The organism is Aeromonas mytilicola subsp. aquatica (genome assembly GCF_044336385.1).
GTDB lineage: Bacteria > Pseudomonadota > Gammaproteobacteria > Enterobacterales > Aeromonadaceae > Aeromonas > Aeromonas rivipollensis.
Genome location: NZ_CP172298.1, coordinates 2,493,791 through 2,511,354 on the forward strand (window position 1 = coordinate 2,493,791; position 17,564 = coordinate 2,511,354).

At 63.8% G+C, this 17,564-nt stretch carries 16 protein-coding genes and 5 tRNA genes; 13 read left to right on the forward strand and 8 right to left on the reverse strand.

All coding sequences use genetic code 11. From position 1 onward, the window contains the following. Positions 1-12 precede the first annotated feature (12 nt). Both hxpB and ACFWHB_RS11495 read left to right on the forward strand, forming a co-directional pair. Positions 13-672 (forward strand): hexitol phosphatase HxpB, encoded by a 660-nt coding sequence (gene hxpB, locus ACFWHB_RS11490; RefSeq protein ID WP_395948423.1) that lies wholly within the window; start codon positions 13-15, stop codon positions 670-672. A 154-nt stretch (positions 673-826) separates the two neighbouring features. Then, positions 827-1,030: a CPXCG motif-containing cysteine-rich protein gene (locus ACFWHB_RS11495; protein WP_005301298.1), complete on the forward strand. Its 204-nt coding sequence runs from the start codon at positions 827-829 to the stop codon at positions 1,028-1,030. A gap of 517 nt (positions 1,031-1,547) precedes the next feature. Here the strand turns inward: ACFWHB_RS11495 and ACFWHB_RS11500 are convergent. After that, positions 1,548-2,165 (reverse strand): riboflavin synthase subunit alpha, encoded by a 618-nt coding sequence (locus ACFWHB_RS11500; RefSeq protein WP_234569286.1) that lies wholly within the window; start codon positions 2,163-2,165, stop codon positions 1,548-1,550. A gap of 136 nt (positions 2,166-2,301) precedes the next feature. On the opposite strand from ACFWHB_RS11500, the gene ACFWHB_RS11505 reads away from it, so the two are divergent. The 7 genes from ACFWHB_RS11505 (at position 2,302) to ACFWHB_RS11535 (ending at position 4,848) form a co-directional block, all read left to right on the forward strand. Next, positions 2,302-2,508, forward strand: coding sequence for a YaeP family protein (locus ACFWHB_RS11505; RefSeq protein WP_005324956.1), 207 nt, complete (start codon positions 2,302-2,304; stop codon positions 2,506-2,508). A 151-nt stretch (positions 2,509-2,659) separates the two neighbouring features. Further along, positions 2,660-4,039, forward strand: coding sequence for an MATE family efflux transporter (locus tag ACFWHB_RS11510; RefSeq protein ID WP_106886877.1), 1,380 nt, complete (start codon positions 2,660-2,662; stop codon positions 4,037-4,039). A gap of 240 nt (positions 4,040-4,279) precedes the next feature. After that, positions 4,280-4,356, forward strand: a tRNA-Val gene (locus ACFWHB_RS11515). A 13-nt stretch (positions 4,357-4,369) separates the two neighbouring features. Then, a tRNA-Val gene (locus ACFWHB_RS11520) sits at positions 4,370-4,446 on the forward strand. A gap of 18 nt (positions 4,447-4,464) precedes the next feature. Further along, positions 4,465-4,541: transfer RNA gene (locus ACFWHB_RS11525), tRNA-Val, on the forward strand. A gap of 118 nt (positions 4,542-4,659) precedes the next feature. Next, a tRNA-Val gene (locus ACFWHB_RS11530) sits at positions 4,660-4,736 on the forward strand. Positions 4,737-4,771: 35 nt separating this feature from the next. Continuing rightward, positions 4,772-4,848, forward strand: a tRNA-Val gene (locus ACFWHB_RS11535). A gap of 105 nt (positions 4,849-4,953) precedes the next feature. Here the strand turns inward: ACFWHB_RS11535 and ACFWHB_RS11540 are convergent. Further along, positions 4,954-7,380 (reverse strand): DNA polymerase II, encoded by a 2,427-nt coding sequence (locus ACFWHB_RS11540; RefSeq protein WP_395948424.1) that lies wholly within the window; start codon positions 7,378-7,380, stop codon positions 4,954-4,956. A 166-nt stretch (positions 7,381-7,546) separates the two neighbouring features. Between ACFWHB_RS11540 and ACFWHB_RS11545 the strand changes: the two genes are divergently transcribed. The 3 genes from ACFWHB_RS11545 (at position 7,547) to ACFWHB_RS11555 (ending at position 10,013) form a co-directional block, all read left to right on the forward strand. Beyond that, a complete protein-coding gene (locus tag ACFWHB_RS11545; protein ID WP_395948425.1) occupies positions 7,547-8,041 on the forward strand; it encodes a prolyl-tRNA synthetase associated domain-containing protein in 495 nt (164 codons plus the stop codon). Between the two features lie 315 nt (positions 8,042-8,356). Continuing rightward, a complete protein-coding gene (locus ACFWHB_RS11550; protein WP_395948426.1) occupies positions 8,357-9,058 on the forward strand; it encodes a hypothetical protein in 702 nt (233 codons plus the stop codon). Positions 9,059-9,134: 76 nt separating this feature from the next. Next, entirely contained in the window at positions 9,135-10,013 is an 879-nt protein-coding gene (locus ACFWHB_RS11555) for a pirin family protein (protein WP_395948427.1), read from the forward strand. Between the two features lie 69 nt (positions 10,014-10,082). On the opposite strand, the gene ACFWHB_RS11560 is transcribed toward ACFWHB_RS11555, so the two are convergent. The 4 genes from ACFWHB_RS11560 to ACFWHB_RS11575 form a co-directional block, all read right to left on the reverse strand. Further along, on the reverse strand, positions 10,083-10,943 hold the full coding sequence (locus tag ACFWHB_RS11560; protein WP_106886881.1) for a PA4780 family RIO1-like protein kinase: 861 nt from the start codon (positions 10,941-10,943) through the stop codon (positions 10,083-10,085). A gap of 172 nt (positions 10,944-11,115) precedes the next feature. Further along, the gene (locus ACFWHB_RS11565; RefSeq protein ID WP_395950198.1) at positions 11,116-12,111 is read right to left on the reverse strand and encodes an LpxL/LpxP family acyltransferase; all 996 of its coding nucleotides are present in this window, start codon (positions 12,109-12,111) and stop codon (positions 11,116-11,118) included. A gap of 152 nt (positions 12,112-12,263) precedes the next feature. Next, positions 12,264-13,253 (reverse strand): lauroyl-Kdo(2)-lipid IV(A) myristoyltransferase, encoded by a 990-nt coding sequence (gene lpxM, locus ACFWHB_RS11570; RefSeq protein WP_139746321.1) that lies wholly within the window; start codon positions 13,251-13,253, stop codon positions 12,264-12,266. A 225-nt stretch (positions 13,254-13,478) separates the two neighbouring features. Continuing rightward, positions 13,479-14,459 (reverse strand): TDT family transporter, encoded by a 981-nt coding sequence (locus ACFWHB_RS11575; protein WP_171276101.1) that lies wholly within the window; start codon positions 14,457-14,459, stop codon positions 13,479-13,481. 103 nt (positions 14,460-14,562) lie between these two features. On the opposite strand from ACFWHB_RS11575, the gene ACFWHB_RS11580 reads away from it, so the two are divergent. Then, a complete protein-coding gene (locus tag ACFWHB_RS11580; RefSeq protein WP_395948428.1) occupies positions 14,563-15,453 on the forward strand; it encodes a LysR substrate-binding domain-containing protein in 891 nt (296 codons plus the stop codon). Positions 15,454-15,553: 100 nt separating this feature from the next. Here the strand turns inward: ACFWHB_RS11580 and ACFWHB_RS11585 are convergent, their stop codons facing one another. Together ACFWHB_RS11585 and nfo are read right to left on the reverse strand one after the other, a co-directional pair. After that, on the reverse strand, positions 15,554-16,540 hold the full coding sequence (locus ACFWHB_RS11585; RefSeq protein WP_395948429.1) for a Gfo/Idh/MocA family protein: 987 nt from the start codon (positions 16,538-16,540) through the stop codon (positions 15,554-15,556). 68 nt (positions 16,541-16,608) lie between these two features. Further along, positions 16,609-17,466, reverse strand: a complete 858-nt coding sequence (gene nfo, locus ACFWHB_RS11590; protein ID WP_395948430.1) for a deoxyribonuclease IV — start codon at positions 17,464-17,466, stop codon at positions 16,609-16,611. Between the last annotated feature and the right edge of the window lie 98 nt (positions 17,467-17,564).

The following is a 17,564-nucleotide window of genomic DNA, read 5'->3' on the forward strand; positions in this document are numbered from 1 at the left end:
CAGGAGTACAAGATGTTAACTGCCGTGATCTTCGATATGGATGGTGTTCTGATCGACTCGGAACCCTTTTGGCAACGGGCCCAGATGGCCGTCTTCTCCGAGCTGGGCCACTTCCACACCGAGGAAGACTGCAACTCCACCATAGGGGTGCGCATCGATCAGCTGGTGGCCCACTGGTATCGCCTGCGTCCCTGGAGCGGCCCGACCCAGGAAGAGGTGGTGCAGCGCATCCTGGATCAGGTGATAGCACTCATCCTGCAGGAAGGTCAGGCCAAGGAGGGGGTGCTGGCGGCACTGACCCTGATCGAGGCGCAGGGGCTCAAGATAGGACTGGCCACGTCCTCCCCCTTCACCATGGTGGAGGCGGTGCTCGGCAAGCTCGGCATCCAGGATCGCTTCATGGCGGTCCACTCCGCCGAGGTGGAGCGCTTCGGCAAGCCCCACCCGGACGTCTATATCCACGCTGCCGAGAAGCTGGGCGTCGAACCTGTGCACTGTCTGGCCATCGAGGACAGCTTCACCGGCCTGCTGGCAGCCAAGGCGGCGTCCATGCAGGCGCTGATAGTGCCGGACCCGGCGCTGGTGGGCGACCCCCGTCTCGCCATCGCCGATCACCAGCTGCGTTCGCTCGCCGAGCTGAATGCAGACACGCTGGCCCGCTGGGTGGGGTGAATCCGCACGGGGCCAGGGGTGCGCCGGGTCAGACGTTCGGGGCTCGGCGCATCCCCTGATCCCTGCCATAAACGTGCGCCCGCTCGCGGTTGCGCCGCCTCTTGCCGACTAGAATCAGGGGAAAGAGGCGGCCAGTCGGCCCCAGGAGGTCACCATGATCGAGTACACCAGCAAGCGCATCGTCTGCCCCCACTGCGGCCACCACACCCGGGTCGAGCTGGATGCCAGCCAGGGGGATCAGGAGTTCTACGAGGACTGCATGGCCTGTTGCAATCCGATCCACCTGCGGCTGCACCGGGACGAAGCCCGCGACTGTTTGCAGCTGTTTGTGGATGCGGACGACGAGCAGATGTTCTGATTGCCTTTCGCTGACCAGGCAAGCGAGGGGGACTGGGGCGACGCCATGCCGCCCATCCCCTGCTTGCTTCTCCCCAGATGCCTGAGTCACTCCCCTTCGCGGCACATTCCCTCATAAAGAAAAGCCCCTCGGAGAACCTCAAATCATCCTGAAGTTCGCCAAGGGGCCTTGTCTCTTATGTGATGGTTGTCGGCTCATGGATGTGCCAGACACAAGAAGTGTAGGCCCGGTTTCATCCTTCGGCCAACCTGTGACGCTCAGGCTCCGTCAGCCACGGCAGACCAAGAATTTGGCTGCCACACTGGGGATGGCGTTTATCCCCGCCACATGGTTCTTCTGTTCATGCCTTTGAGCCCGTCATCTCGACGGGCTTCTTTTTGACTCAGCCGCAGGAAGATGCGGGGCACTGGCCCATGACGGCATGGGTTCTGCCCTGACGAAAGCCTCGCCTCATATTCACGGGAGAGAACCGGGCCCCCTGCTGCGGGCCCTGCTTGAGATGGCGGGCATGGGCGGATCAGGCTGGCTGGCGCGCCGCCAGCACCCGCTCCACGGTGTCGACTATGGCCTGGGTCTGGGGATCGATTTCTATGTTGGTCTGCCAGCCCGCCTTGACCCAGCCCAGGTTGGTGCGGGCCAGGGTCTCGGGAATGAGGTTGACGCAGAACTCATTGCCGCGCACCTCGCCCACGGTCAGGCTGATGCCATCGATGCCGATGTACCCCTTGGTCAGCACGTACTTCATGAGCGCGGGGGCTAGGCGGTACCACAGCTGGCGATTGTTGGGACTATCGATGACGGCGCTCACCTCGGCCGTGCCCATGATGTGGCCGGACATGGCATGGCCGCCAATCTCGTCCCCAAAGCGGGCGGCCCGCTCCACATTGACCTTGTCCCCGACAGCCAGCGAGCCGAGGTTGGTCAGGCGCAGGGTCTCCTGCATCAGATCGAAGCTGACCAGTTCCCCCTCGATGCGGGTGACCGTCAGGCAGCAGCCGTTGTGGGCCACGGAGGCGCCGAGTGCCAGCCCCTCGCCCCAGGCCGGGCTCGGCATGCGGATCACATGGGTGCGAAAGTTGGGCAGCTCTTCGATGGCCACCAGTTCGGCGGTCCCCTGTACTATGCCGGTGAACATGTCTCGTCTCCACGCTGTAACAAAATTGTCGGCAGGTTACCCCCGGCCACAGAGCAAGACAAGCATGCCGGCTGACAAGGGGGGCCCCGATCGTTATAGTGACCCCATTCAATCTTGGCTTAACGAGGAAACAAAAATGCAGGTATATCAATGCTGTGAAGCCATTCGCATCGCCTACAACCAGATAGGCTCAGGTGAGCAGGGCTATGTGCCCCAGGCCATCGCCGCCAGCATACGGGCGCTCAACGCCGTGGCGAGCGACGATAGAGTGCCCGCAGATCTGCGCGAGCAGGCCGCCTACGCCGCCGCCAACCTGCTGATCAGCGATCACGAGGACGCCTGATCCCGGGTAGAAATGCGCCGCCAACCTTCCCCGTTGGCGGATTTTCAGGCTAGAATGACACCCCCGCGTTTTGTCTCCTCCCGGCAGGAGATAAAAGCCCCTCTCATTTACCCGTTCTTTTCTCTTTTATCTGATCCACTCGGAGGTGTCAGTGCAACGTTATTGGACCGAGGCGAAGCAGCTCGTTCGTCTAGCCAGCCCCATACTGGTGGCCCAGGTGGCCCAGATCGCCATGAACTTCGTCGATACCGTGATGGCGGGACAGGTCAGCGCCGTGGATCTCGCCGCCGTGTCGGTCGCCTCCAGCTTCTGGCTGCCGATCATCTTGCTGGTGCAGGGCATCATCATGGCGCTCACCCCCATCGTTTCCCAGCTCAACGGGGCCCGCAAGCGGGACGAGATCCGCCCGGCCGTGCACCAGGGCTTCTGGCTGGCGCTGATGGTGACTCCCATCGCCATGGTGGCGCTCTACTTCAGCCCGCTGGCGCTGCAGTTCATGGACGTGGATCCGGTGATGGCGGACAAGACCGCCGGTTACCTGCACGCCATCCTGTGGGGTCTGCCCGCCTTCGTGCTGTTCCAGGTGCTGCGCAACTTCAGCGAGGGGCTCTCCCACACCATGCCGACCATGGTGATTGGCTTCGTGGGACTGGCGGTCAACATCCCCGCCAACTACATCTTCATTCACGGCCACTTCGGCATGCCCAAGCTCGGCGGGGTCGGCTGCGGCGTGGCCACCGCCATAGTGCTCTGGGCCATGCTGCTGGCGATGATCGCCTACGTGAAGCTCTCCCCCCACTTCAAGAAGATCAATCTGTTCGCCCAGCTCGCTCGCCCCAACGGCAGCCGGATCTGGCGCCTGTTTCGCTTAGGCTTCCCCATTGCCATGGCCATCTTCTGCGAGGTGACCCTGTTCACCGTGGTGGCCCTGATGCTGGCCCCCTTCGGCGCCGAGACGGTGGCGAGCCACCAGATAGCCCTGAACTTCTCCAGCCTGGTGTTTATGCTGCCGCTCTCCATCGGCGTCGGCGTGACCATCAGAGTCGGCCACAGCATAGGGGAAGGCCAGCCGGAGCACGCCCGCGTTGCCGCCCGTACCGGCCTGATGCTGGGCATGGCGGTGGCCGCCGGTACCGCCGCCCTGACGGTGTTGCTGCGCGAACATATCGCGGGGATCTACACCGATGACATCCAGGTGATCACCCTCGCGGCTACCTTGTTGTTCTTCGCCGCCATCTATCAGGTCTCGGACTCGGTGCAGGTGGTGGCGGCCGCGGCCCTGCGTGGCTACAAGGACACCAAGGCCATCTTCTACGTCACCATAGTCGCCTACTGGGGACTGGGGCTGCCCACCGGCATGATCCTGGGGTTGACCGACTGGGTGGTGCCGCGTATGGGGCCCCAGGGCTTCTGGGTAGGCTTCATCGTCGGCCTCACCGGCGCCGCCCTGATGCTGGGTGCAAGGCTGAGATTCATCTATGGTCGCTTCGCGAGTCCCGAGGCCTGCACTACCCTTTCCCGGGCCCAATAATGGGGGCAACAGTGCCGCTCAATCGAGCGGCTCGCCTGCAAAATCAACAGGCTGCGCAAGAACTGGGCAAACAGTCTCCTTTGTGCATGTCCCTTGTTGACAGCCTTGGGGGGCATGGGTAGTATGCCGACCACGTCAGCAGTGCTGGCGTAGTTGAAGTGGGTTTGTCGCTCGGTTGGTCAGAGCATGACCTTGGCATGGTGAAGATTGTGTCGCTGGTTCGAATTCATTTCATCGAGTGGGTTTATAGCTCAGTTGGTTAGAGCACTACCTTGACATGGTAGGGGTCGTTGGTTCGAATCCAATTAAACCCACCACTTTTTCTGTGATGCGTCCTTAGCTCAGCTGGTTAGAGCACCACCTTGACATGGTGGGGGTCGGTGGTTCGAATCCACTAGGACGCACCATTACAGAACACTGATTATGCGTCCTTAGCTCAGCTGGTTAGAGCATCACCTTGACATGGTGGGGGTCGGTGGTTCGAATCCACTAGGACGCACCATTCAGTTTGAAAGAAATACAGATATTCCAGATGTGGGTTTATAGCTCAGTTGGTTAGAACAGTACTTTGACATGGCGTAGGCGATGTCGTTGGTTTTAATACAATTGAACACAGATGTGGGTTTATAGCTCAGTTGGTTAGAGCACTACCTTGACATGGTAGGGGTCGTTGGTTCGAATCCAATTAAACCCACCACTTCTGGCAAATGAAAAAGCCGCATTGCGCACCCTGCGTCCTTAGCTCAGCTGGTTAGAGCATCACCTTGACATGGTGGGGGTCGGTGGTTCGAATCCACTAGGACGCACCAAATTTGAAAAGCCCGCTCATCGAGCGGGCTTTTTGCATTCCGCCTTCGCCCTGCCCTTCCGACCCTCCTGATCCGGGTCAGCTCCCGGTTGCGGGGGCTAGCTCGCTAGAAGAGATCCAGCTGCTGGCCGCAGATCCGGTCGAACGACTCGCCGATAAAGGGCAGTATGGCGTCGGCAATGGGCCTCAGCTGCTTGTCGATGTAGTGCTCGTAGTCGATGGCGCTGCGCCTGTACTCCAGCGGCTCTGGGCCGTTCAGGGTCATCAGATAGGCGATGGTGCCCCTGTGCTGGTAGCGCTGGGGCTGGCCGCGGCGCAGGTTCTCCTCGTCCGCCAGCCGCGCCGCCCGCACGTGGGGGGGCACATTCTTCTGATACTCCTCGAGTTTTTGGCGCAGCCGCTTGCGATAGATGAGCAGATCGTCGTGCAAGCCGGCCCGGGTCTCGTCCACCATGGTGCGCACATAGCCGCTGGGGTCTTCGTCGTGAAACACCAGCTCATAGAGCCGAGTCTGAAACTGCTTGGCCAGCATGGTCCAGTCGGTGCGCACAGATTCGAGCCCCTTGAACACCAGCTGCTCTGTCCCCTCACTGGCCTTGCCAACCAGCCCGGCATAGCGCTTCTTGCTCCCCTTCTCCAGCCCGCGGATGGTGGGCATCAGGAAGCGGCGGTAGTGGGTCTCGTATTCGATCTCGAGATAACAGGGCAGATCGAACTCGCGCCTGATCAGCGCCGTCCAGTTGTCGTTGATCATGGCAGCCAGCTCGCGGCCTGTCTGCTCGGCCTGCTGCGGGCTGGTCTCCCTGTTCAGGTGAACGAAGGTGGAGTCGGTGTCGCCATAGATCACCTCGAACCCCTTCGCCTCTATCCACTCCCGGGTCTGCTGCATGATGCTGTGACCGCGCAGGGTGATCGATGAAGCAAGTCGCGGATCATAGAAGCGGCAGCCCCCCGAGCCCAGCACGCCGTAGAAGGAGTTCATGATGATCTTGATGGCCTGGGAGAGCGCCTTGTTGCTGGCCGCCTTGGCCCTGTCCCGCGCCGCCCACAGGGTGGCGATGAGATCCGGCAGGAAGTGCCGCTCGCGGGAGAACAGGGCGCCGCGAAAGCCGGGAATGGCCTGTTCCGGGTGTTGCAACCCCTCCACCAATCCCATGGGATCGATACAGAAGGTGCGAATGATGCTGGGGTACAGGCTCTTGAAATCGAGCACCAGCACGTGGCGATAGAGACCGGGTTTGGAGTCCATCACATAGCCGCCGGGGCTCGCCAGCCCACCGTCTGCGGGCAGATTCGGGGCCACGTAGCCGCCGCGATGCAGCCGCGGCAGATAGAGGTTGGTAAAGGCGGCCACCGAGCCCCCTACCCTGTCGAGCTCGAGCCCGGTGAGGGAGGCCCGCTCTATGGCGAAGGGGATGAGGTGGCAGTAGTCGAAGATCTCCCACACCAGCTTGCAATCTTCCAGGTTGTAGCGGGCGAGCGCCTCCTTGTCGGAGTGGAACAGCTCGGTGATCTTCTCCCCCCGATTGGCCACATCCTCGATATCCTTGCCACGGCCAAGCAATTCGCTCGCCACCGCATCCAGGCTGTAGCTGGCAAACTGCCAGGTGGCGCTTTTGAGGGTGTCTATGCCGTCCAGCACCATGCGCCCCGGTATGATGACGTTGCCGGTCTGGGGATCGTTGCGTGACGAGCGCCAGAAGCAGAGCTCGCGCCCCCGCCCCAGCCGCAGGCGGCGCTTGCCCAGCTCGGCGCGGCGCAGCAGCAGGCGAAAGTCGAAGTTCACCACGTTCCAGCCAATCACCAGATCCGGGTCGTGCCGCTGGAACCAGCTCTCCAGCGCGCCGAGCAAGGCGCTTTCATCCGCCACCCACTCGACCTGGGTGCCCCAGCTGTCGGCATCCGCCTCAGGGGTGCCTATCATGATGACCCGCGCATCCTGTTCGCTATAGAGCCCCACCGAGAAGAGCGCCCCGTCCATGGCGCACTCCACGTCCAGCGACACCCAGGAGAGGGTCGGCGTCACCGCCTGGGGGGCGCAGCGTGCCTCGTTCACCTCCCAGTAGCCCTGCCTGCCCCCCTTCTTCACCGCCCGGCCATCGAAGCGCACGCCAGCGGTGATGAAGCGCTCCATCAGGAAGCGCTCCGGCAGCCGGATATCTGCCTCGAAGTGCTCCAGCCCGCGAATGAGCAGCAGCTCGATGGCGCGGTGAAAGGCGCTCAGGGTGGCAAAATAGCAGCCCACCACAGGGCGGCCGTCGAAGGTGTGCATGGGTAGGCGGCGAAACCGCCCCCTCACCCCGGCGCCCTTGAACAGCTCGGCGGCCTCGGCCATATGGCTCTGTGGCAGGAAGAACACCGGCTCCTGCCCCGGCACCACCACCCGCACCGGCCCCTGGGCGCTCCAGAGCCACATCACGATTTCGGTGGTGGCGGCGTGCCCGTCGCGGCCGCGCACGTCCCGACCGTGGCGGGTCAGGATAAAGCCGTCGAGGGGCAAAGTGGCGGGAACGGTGGGCTGGGTCGCGGTCATGGGCAATAGGGGTCGGCCTTGGGATGGGACTATTGTACGTTCATACAGTGCCTGCTCGCAATCGTCACCCTAGGCTGCGGGGCCTGAATCAAACTGGTAAGCTCGATCCCGTCGTCATCCCCATCAACCCCTTTATTACCGCGCTTCGCCGACGAAAGGAGTCACTGTGGCAATCTATTCCCTGCTGGATCGGCTCGCCATCCCTTACCTGCGTATCGATCATCCCCCCGTTTTCACCTGCGAGGAGGCGAGCAGGCAGCTGCCCGACCTGCCCGCTGCCAAGACCAAGAACCTCTTTTTGCGCGATCCGAAGAGCGAGCGGCTGTTTCTGGTGGTGAGCCCGGAGGAGAGCCGGGTCGATCTCAAGGCGCTGGCGGCACGGCTCGGGGTCAAGCGGCTGAGCTTTGGCTCCCCCGAACGGCTCGAGGCAGTGCTCGGCCTCACCCCGGGTTCGGTCACCCTGCTCGCCATGGTGCGCGATAGCGAGCATGCCGTGGAGCTGGTGGTGGACGAGCGTATCTGGCAGGCCGAGCAGGTGCAGTGCCACCCGCTGGTCAATACCGCCACCCTGCTCATCCGCCTCGACGATGTGCGCCGTCTGCTGACCCATCTGGGCCGAGAGGCCTGCGTCATGGCATTGCCGATAGTGGCAGCCGATTAAATGGCCGACACCACCATCAAGATGCAGCACCAACCAGAACCGACCCGTTTCGAATGCCACCTGGCGCCGTTATATGGCCGACTGTGCCGAGGCGGGATAGTCGCGCTATCAGGTGGCACGATTTGACCCGGATGGCTGGCTACTAGCCTGCGGGACCACGCAGCAAGGTGTAATCTAGTGCCCACCACAACCTCTCCTGCCCTCGATGCCGGGACCCTGCGCCTGATGGGGGCTGGGTCTGCCATCCGCGGCCGGATTGGTGCATAGTCAGGTTATCATCCGTCCATTGCGTCCTTTCATGGCACCGGGAGCATCATGCGCATCGCCCTCCTCATTCCCCTGCTGGCCCTGGGCCTTGCGGGCTGCAGCAACACCTCCTCGTCAGGCGCCAGCGTGGGAGTTGGCGCTGGTGACTATTACGGCGGTCACTATGGCGCCTCTTACTGGTGGTATGACGACTATTACGGCTATTGGGATGACTACTATCCCTGGTGCTGCGACAACCAGGGGGATTTTGACGAGCTGATCAAGAAGTGGTGGAGCGGGCTCGATCCTGAGCGCCAACAGGAGATCAAGGAGAAGTATCAGGATTGGCAGGAGAACAATGGCCAGCCCGATGTGGCCGCCCTGCGAGGGGAGCTGGCGGGCCGCTGGAATGCCATGACGCCGGAGCAGCAACAGGCCCTGCGTGACAACCGGCAGAACAGACCCAGCGTCAGCAACCCGGGCAAGGGCCCGCGCTCACCACTGGATGACAAGGGGGGCACTCTCCCCAGAGCCGAGAACGGCCTGCTGACCCCCGGGGCGCAGCCCAAGGCCGACGGCGGCCTCTTGATGCCCTCCACCCTGCCCAAGACAAATAACGGCATCTTGCCCCCCGGGACCCAGCCCAGGGTGGATACCAGACCGCACCTTCCCCGCTCCATGGCCCCCCCGGTGCGCGCCCCTACCGTCAGACCGGCGATAAGGCCTGGCTTCACCCCCATGCGCAGCTTCGGGGGCGGAGGCCGCCGCTAGCCCCCACCCCTCTCGGCGAGCGCGAGGGATACACTATCCTGATGCAGCAGGATCACCGCCCAGCAAGGAGCACGACATGACACAACAGTGGCAACGCATTTCCTCCCGCCTCACCGACGTGGGCGGCATCCCTGTGGCCCGCGCCCTCCCGCTCAAGGAGCGGCGCACCATAGGCCCCTGGTGCTTTCTCGATCACATAGGGCCGACCCACTTCGCCCCCGACGCCCCCGGGCTGGACGTGGGGCCCCATCCCCACATCGCCCTGCAGACCTTCACCTGGATGCTGGCGGGGGAGATTTTGCACCGCGACAGCCTGGGGCATGAGCAGGTGATCCGCCCGGGCCAGGTCAATCTGATGACCGCCGGGCGCGGCATAGCCCACACCGAGGAGTCCCTCGCGGGCCACACCGACCTGCACGCCGCCCAGCTCTGGATAGCGCTGCCTGAGCGTGATCAGGACACCCAACCCCGCTTCGATCACTACCCCCTGCTGCCCAGTTGGCAGGAGCGCGAGACCACCCTGACCCTGCTCATCGGCGACCATGCCGGGCGCCAAGCCCCCACCATCAGCTTCTCCCCCATCCTCGGGCTGGACTTGCACGCGCCCCATGGCGGGCACATTGTGCTGCCGCTGGACCCGGTCTTCGAGCACGGCCTCTTCCCCTTGCAGGGAGAGGCAACCATAGCAGGGGAAGCGCTCGCCCCCGAGCAGCTCCTCTATCTGCCGCCGGGCACCCGGGAGCTGGCGGTGACACTCGGCCCGGGCACCCGCCTGCTGCTCATCGGCGGCGAGCCCCTGGCCGAACCGCTGCAGATCTGGTGGAACTTCGTGAGCTTCAGCCCGGAGGCCATTCGCACTGCAGCCGCGGATTGGGAGAGCGGCCATCCCCGCTTCGGCGAGGTCAAGGGTTACCCCGGCCCCCGCCTCAAGGCCCCGCCCCTGACGGGACGCTGAACCGGCCCGCCACCCCAATGAAAAAGAGCGCCAAGGGCGCTCTTTGCATGGACAGGATCCGGGTTCTCGTCAGAACTCCTCTTCCTGCTCGGCCTTCATGCGGGCCCGACGCTCCATCGCTTCCTCTTCCGCGCTCTCGATCTCGTGCAACACGGCATCGATGTCGATGGCCTCGGTGCTCTCCTCGAACAGGCCGGTCAACTCGGATTCCGGGGTGAGCTTGCCGTCTTCGAACAGCGCCCACATCTCCCTGGCATAACGGGTCTTGAGCAGCTCGGGTGCATAGATGCCGTAGTAGTTGCGCATGTTGTTGACGTCCCGCTCCAACATGGCCCTGGCCTGGTTGTTGGCGGCGGCATCCACCACCTGGGGCAGATCTATGATGACGGGGCCCTCTGCATCCACCAGCACATTGAACTCGGAGAGATCCCCGTGGATCAGGCCGGCGCAGAGCATGCGCACCACGTAGCGGATCACCTTGCCGTGATCGATGAGCGCCTGCTCGGCCGAGAGTGCCACGTCGTTGAGGCGGGGCGCCACGTTGCCCTCGGCATCTGTGATGAGCTCCATCAGCAGGACGCCATCCAGGCAGACATAGGGGGTGGGCACCCGCACGCCGGCGGCGGCCAGCTTGAACAGGGCATCCACCTCTGTGTTCTGCCACACCTCTTCGTGCTGCTTGCGGCCGTACTTGGAGCCCTTCTCCATGGCGCGGGCACTGCGACTGTTGCGCACCTTGCGCCCTTCCTGATAGACCACGGCCTGCTTGAAGCTGCGCTTGGAGGCCTCTTTATAGACTTTGGCGCAGCGGATCTCGTCGCCGCAGCGCACCACATAGACGTCGGCTTCTTTGCCGCTCATCAGCCGGCTGATGACATCGTCGACCAGGCCGTCATCAACCAGAGGTTGGATTCGATTTGGAATTTTCATGACCGCCCTTTTACCTTATTTGCACCTTGTTTGCACCTTGTTTGCGTGGCGGTAGGCCAGACAGGGCCCCGCTTTGGTCCCCCACCGGCCCCTTGCCGGGGGTGGCCTGGTGTGCCCTGCCCCAACCGCCTTTCCCTGGCTGTCAACACGACCCGCAAGGGAGCCCTGTGGTTCAAGGCTCGGGGGGCAACCCCTGGCGGATGCGCCGGATCCCCTCCTCGTAGAGGCCATCCTCCCCTTCGTTATCCGCCTGGGTCTCGAAAATCTTGAGAAACCACATGTACTGCTCAGGGAAGCGGCCGAGCTGGCGCTCCACCATGCGATTCATGGCGTTGACGTCCGCCTCCAGATCCTGGGTGGGATAAGGGTCGAACGGCGGCTCCACCTCGAGCCGGTAGCAGCCCTGATCCTCGTCATAGCAGGCCAGGATGGGCACGGCCCGGGCGCCGGTCAGCTTGACCAGCTTGGGCAGGGCCGGCAGGGTCGCCTTGGGGTGGCCGAAGAAGGGAACGAAGATGCTCGCCTCCCGGCCATGATCCTGATCCGGCAGATAGAAGAAGCTATCACCGCTGCGCAGGGCCTTGATGGCGGGCTTGATGCCGACGCTGCGCTCATAGACACGCCCGCCCTTGCTGCGCTCGCGGTTGATGTACCAGTCGAACACCTGATCCTTGGGGCTCTTCATCATGGTGCACAGGGGCACCCCCTCATCGGTCAGGTAGCGGCCTATCATGTCCACCGCCCAGGTGTGGGGCACCACCAAGATCATGGGGCGCCCGGCGGCCAGCTCAGCCTCTATATGCTCCCAGCCACGCACCTTGATGCGCCCTTTCAGGAAGGCGGGGCTGCGCCAGGTGAGCTCGCCAAAACCCATGAAGGTCTTGAGACCGACCCGGATGGATTTGAGCAGCAGCTGCTCGCGCCCGACCGCGTCAAGCTCGGGGAAACAGATCTTGAGGTTGGTCTCGGCGATGTAGGCCTGCTTCCTGGAGAAGCGCAGCAGCAGGGGGGCCAGGGCATCGGCCAGCTTGTCTCTGTAGCTGGCCGGGATCCAGGCCAGCAGGGAGAGCAGGGCAAGCGCCAGCCAGCTACCCCACAGACGGGGGTGCAGCAGACGCAGATGAAAGGAGGTGTCAAACACCGGATCTTGTGCGGACATGGTCGCCATCGAATCATCAAAACAGACCGTCATTTTAGTGATCCTGACAATTTTTTCTACCCGGGATCCCCCAAGCTGGGTTTCCAAGTCACTGATCAGACTAGTTAGAAATAAAAAGTGGCCCAGATGGGGCCACTTATAAAGACGCATTAAGTTGCGGTTCAGGAATGAGGGCTGAGTCCCTTGCGGATGCGCCTTATCCCCTCTTCGTAGAGGCCGTCTTCCCCCTCCTGGTCCTCGCGGGTATCGAAGATCTTGAGGAACCACATGTACTGACCCGGGTGACGGGTCAGCTGCCGCTCCACGCTGTCGTTCATGCGGCAGGTGTCGGCCACCAGATCATCGCTCGGGTAGTCGGCGAAGGGGGCCTCTATCTCCAGCCGGTAGCAGTGCGCCGCCTCGTCATAGCAGGCCAAGACAGGCACGGCGCGGGCACCGGTCAGCTTGACCAGCCGTGGCAGGGCCGGCAGGGTCGCCTTGGGATGCTTGAAGAAGGGCACGAACAGGCTGGCCTCGCGGCCATGATCCTGATCCGGCAGGTAGAAGAAGCTCAGGCCGGATTTCACCGCCTTGATCACCGGCTTGATGCCGGCGCTGCGCTCATAGACGCGGCAGCCATTCTTGGCCCGCTCGCGGTTGATGTGCCAGTCGAACACAGGGTTGCGGGCGCTCTTCATCATGGTGCACATGGGCAGGCCCCGCTGGGAGAAGTAGTAGCCCGCCGCATCGATGGGCCAGCTGTGGGGCACCACCAGGATCACCGGGCGGCCGGCGGCCTGCTCGGCCTCAATGTGTTCCCATCCGCTCACCTGGATGCGCTTCATCAGGTACTCGGGGCTGCGCACCGTGAACTCGCCAAACCCCAGCAGGCTCTTGAGGCCGACCCGGATCGAGGTCATCAGTATGGCGTCCCGCTCTGCCTCGCTCTGCTCCTTGAAGCAGATGGCGAGGTTGGTTCTGGCGATATAGACCTGCTTTTTCGAGATCTTGAGCACCAGGGGCGCCAGGGCGTCGGCCAGCTTGTCACGCCAACGGGGCGGCACATAGGCGAGCACGCCGAGCACGCCGAGGGCAAGCCAGCTCACCCAGTAACGCGGGTGCAGCAAACGGGTCTGGAATGCGGAGTCAAACACGGGATCTTGGGAGGACATGGGTACTATCAAACAGTAGAAGTGGGCAATTGCGGCAATCCTGACAGGTAATACCAGTGAAAACCACCTTAATATCGCCTGAATGAGCGACAATTTGAGCCTTTTCACGGATTGACAGCGCCCCCTGATCCCCAGGCAGTGGGCGCTGCTCACGCTTTGTACCGGCCCCGGATGCAACAGACCCCGCCAGGCGGGGTCTGCTCTTGGTCGAGACCGGCTGCGACCTTAGCGGCGCAGGGGCTGCTCCAGCATGCCGACCTGGCCAAGGGGCAGGAAGAACATCAGGTAGCGCAGCGCCACATAACCGACGATCAGGGTCGCCGCACCGAGTTCCAGATAGGCCAGCTGGTTGATCTGCGCCGCATAGTGGGCCGCCTCTGGCCACTGCGACAGCAGGTGACCCACCTTGAACAGGGCGGTGGCGCCTATCACCAGGGGGAAGGTGAAGGCGGCATAACCCGGCGAGAACGGCAGGCGCAGCAGCTTGATGAAGGCCAGGTAGATGATGCCTGTCATCAGCACGGCTATCCCCAGCAGCACGGCCACCAGCAGCAGCGACGGATCCTGGCTCACGGTGAGGTAGCCGGCGAGCGACAGGCTGGCGGGGGCCGCCAGGATGGCGATGGTGGGCTTGGCGGCATCCGGCACCTCGTGGCTGAAGATGAGGCGATAGAGCATCAGCGGCAGCATCAGGGCGTAGCAGGCCATGCCGAACCAGAGCAGGCCATTGGCCAGGGCGGCGAAGGGGCCACCCGGATAGGCGACGTCGGCCACTATGATCCCCACCGGCGGCACGAACCAGCTCGGCACCATGTGGTGGATCTCAAACGCCTTGGCCCTGTGCCAGACGAAGGTGGCGAGGAACACCAGGTGAATGATCACCGCAAACAGCCAGAGCCCCTGGCCCAGGGTCGGGGCCAGCAGCCCCACCGCCTTGGAGACCACCATGGTCCCCATGGCATAGGTGGGCACCACGCTGCCCACCACGGGGTGGGCGAGATCCTGCCACAGCAGACGCGGGTGCAGCAGGAACTTGAAGGTGAGGACGAGGAGCAGCACGGCGGCGATGGCGGCCCCCAGCAGTTGCAGGCGGCCATCGAACTGACCTGCATTTTCCCAACACCAGCCGAGGCTGGCGATCCCCAGTGCCAGACCGGCCATGGGGGTCGGGGCGGCGGCAAGGGAGCGACGGGTGCGTGCGATCATGACTGGTACCCTCTTGTTGATGACGATGTGCATAGGATAAAGAGGGTCTATCGTTTACGATATCTAAATGAATTGAACTAAGCGTTTAGGAAAATCAAACGACATGAAGCTGACCCTGCAACAACTCAAGGTGTTCGCCACCATAGCCCGCCACGGCAACCTGGGGGGCGCGGCCAGCGAGCTCTGCCTCAGCAAGGGGGCCGTCTCCCAGTCGTTGCAGGAGCTGGAGCGCCAACTCGCCACCCCGCTGTTCGATCGGGTGCATCCCAGGCTTCAGCTCAACAACGAGGGGCGCCTGCTGCAACCGGCCGCCGAGGAGCTGCTGACCCGGATGCAGGAGATAGAGCAGCTGTTTGGCCCGGACGCCGAGCCGAGCGGCCAGCTGCGGTTGGGGGCCAGCCAGACCATAGGCAACTACCTGCTGCCCAGTCTGCTGGCGGGGGGCGCCCAGGAGCTGGGATCCGCCCCCAGGGTGACCATCGCCAACACCCACCTGTTGTGCCACGCCCTCGCCCACTTCGAGCTGGATCTGGCCCTCATCGAGGGGGAGAACCATCACCCGGATCTGGTGAGCGAGCCCTGGCTCGAAGACGAGATGCTGATCATAGCCCCCCCCCAGCACCCCCTGGCCGGGCAGCTGGAGCTGCCCCTTCGCCTGCTCGCAGGCGAGACCTGGGTACTGCGCGAGCCCCAGTCAGGGAGCCGCGAGCAGTTCGAGCAGCAGATCCAGCCCAAGCTGCCGCGCTGGCAGGCGGGGCTCGAGCTCAACACCCTGGAGGCGGTGATGCTGGCGGTGGAGAAGGGGCTCGGCATCTCCTTTATCTCCCGCCTCGCTGTCTCCGATCGCCTGCACAGCGGCCGTCTGGTGGCGCTCACCCCGAGCCAGACCTTCCCCCGCCAGCTCTCCCTGGTCTGGCACAAGCAGAAGTTCCACTCCGCGGCCCTGCGCCGCTTCCTCGCCTTCTGCCGCGCCCAGACCCTGCCCGCTCCCTGAGCCGCGGCCAACCTAAAACAAACACAGAGGGCGCCGTGGCGCCCTCTGTTATTCAAGAAAAGTGTTGCGGGGATCTATTGCAGGATGACGTGCGGCGCCGTCAGCCTCCCCGATGCAACCCCGCCTCGACCCAGCCCAGCACCCGCCGCGTCAGGGCATGGGGCACCCAGGGGGAGTCCAGCAGCCGGTGGCGCAGGCAATCGGCGAAGTGATCCGCCTCGTGCTGCATGCCGCCCCCCTTTACCGGCAGGTAGATGTCCGCCGGCCAGGCGGCAGGCGGCGTATCCCCCTGCCAGCGAATGTGCTGGGGATTCCACCACTTGCCCTCGATGACCAGGGTCCACGCCTCCCCCGAGAGCCAGGCATCCCGATCGAGATCCTCGACGATGGAGGCGCCAAGCTCCGCCGAGAAGGGGCCGCCGAAGCTGAAGCGGGCCGCGAGATCCACCTCCCCCGGCGCCCTGTCCAGCGCCACCTCGGGGGCCTGGGTCGCGAGCCCCAGCCGCTCGCAGAAGGCGGCATAGAGCCAGAGCGGATAGACCCCCACATCCCAAGCGGCGCCGCCGTCGAGGGCAGGATCGAACAGTTTGCCGACCGGAGGCGGGGCCGAGCCGAACGCCGCGCGCAGGGTGCGGGGCGCGGGCAGCAGGGGCAACCGCTGCAACAGGGCGCGCATGGCGGGGAAGCACATCACCTTCATGGCTTCGAGCAGCAGCAGGCCGCGCTCATGGGCAAGCGCCACCAGGGCGTCCCAATCCGCCACCCGGGTCACCGCCGGTTTCTCCACCAGCACGTGCTTGCCCGCCAGCAGCATCTGCCTGATCAGGGCGGCATGCTGTGGGTGGATCACCGCCACATAGACGGCCTCCACCTCGGGGCTCTCGGCCAGAGCCTGATAGCTGCCATAGGCCAGCCCCAACCCCAGCTCACGGGCGAACTCGTCGGCCCGCCCCTGATCCCGGGCGGCGATCGCCACCACGCGCCCGCCCCTGGCGTACTGATTGACGTCGCGGCAAAAACGCCTGGCGATGGCACCCGCCCCGGCTATCCCCCAGCGCAGCAGTGGCGCTGTTCCCTGTGATTGCATCTCTTCCTCCTTCTTTTGTTGCCAGCCAACAACCCCCTCCCTGCCTCCCCCTTCGAAAGGGGGAGGAGTCAGCTTGTGGCCTGTTCGATCTGCAGGCTGCGCAGCCAACTTATCTCGTCGCCCCAGATAGTCTCGTCTATGGTCTCGAGGATCAGCGGAATGCCGTCGAAACGGTGATCGTTCATGATGTGGTGGAACACGGCTTCCCCCAGGTTCCCCTCCCGCAGGCTGTGGTGACGATCGACCCGACTACCGAAGGTACACTTGGCACCGTTGATATGCATCCCCTTGAGGTACTCAAAGCCCACGATGCGGTCAAAGTCGGCGAACACGGCGGCGCAGGACTCGGGGGTGCGCAGATCGTAACCGGCGGCGAAGGCGTGACAGGTGTCGAAGCAGACCCCGACCCGGCTCTTGTCCTCCACCCCCTCGATCAGGGTGGCCAGGTGCTCGAACGACCAGCCGAGGTTGGTGCCCTGGCCGGCGGTGTTCTCTATTACCGCCGTGACCCCTTGGCTGCGCTCCAGCGCCCAGTTGATGGACTCGCTCACCAGTTTGAGGCTCGCCGCCTCGGGGAGCTGCTTGAGGTGACTGCCGGGGTGAAAGTTCAGATAGCAGAGTCCGAGCTGCTCGCAGCGCTTGATCTCGTCCAGGAAGGCGTCGCGGGACTTGGCGAGGCCGTCGGGATCCGGGTGGCCCAGGTTGATGAGGTAGCTGTCGTGGGGCAGTATCTGCTCGGGGCTAAAGCCCCCCTTGTCGCAGGCCGCCTTGAAGGCGCGGATGCTGGCCTCGGAGAGTGGCGCCGCCTGCCACTGGCGCTGGTTCTTGGTGAACAGGGCGAAGGCGTTGGCCCCGATAGCCTGGGCGCGGGCTATGGTGTTCTCCACCCCGCCGGCCGCACTGACGTGGGCTCCGATAAATTTCATCTTGTCTCCTCTGCGCGCTTGCTGGGTGCACCCGCCTCTCGCGGTCGCGAGGCGCGGCAACCCTGATGGGGCGTCATTATGCCCAAGCCAGCCCCTTG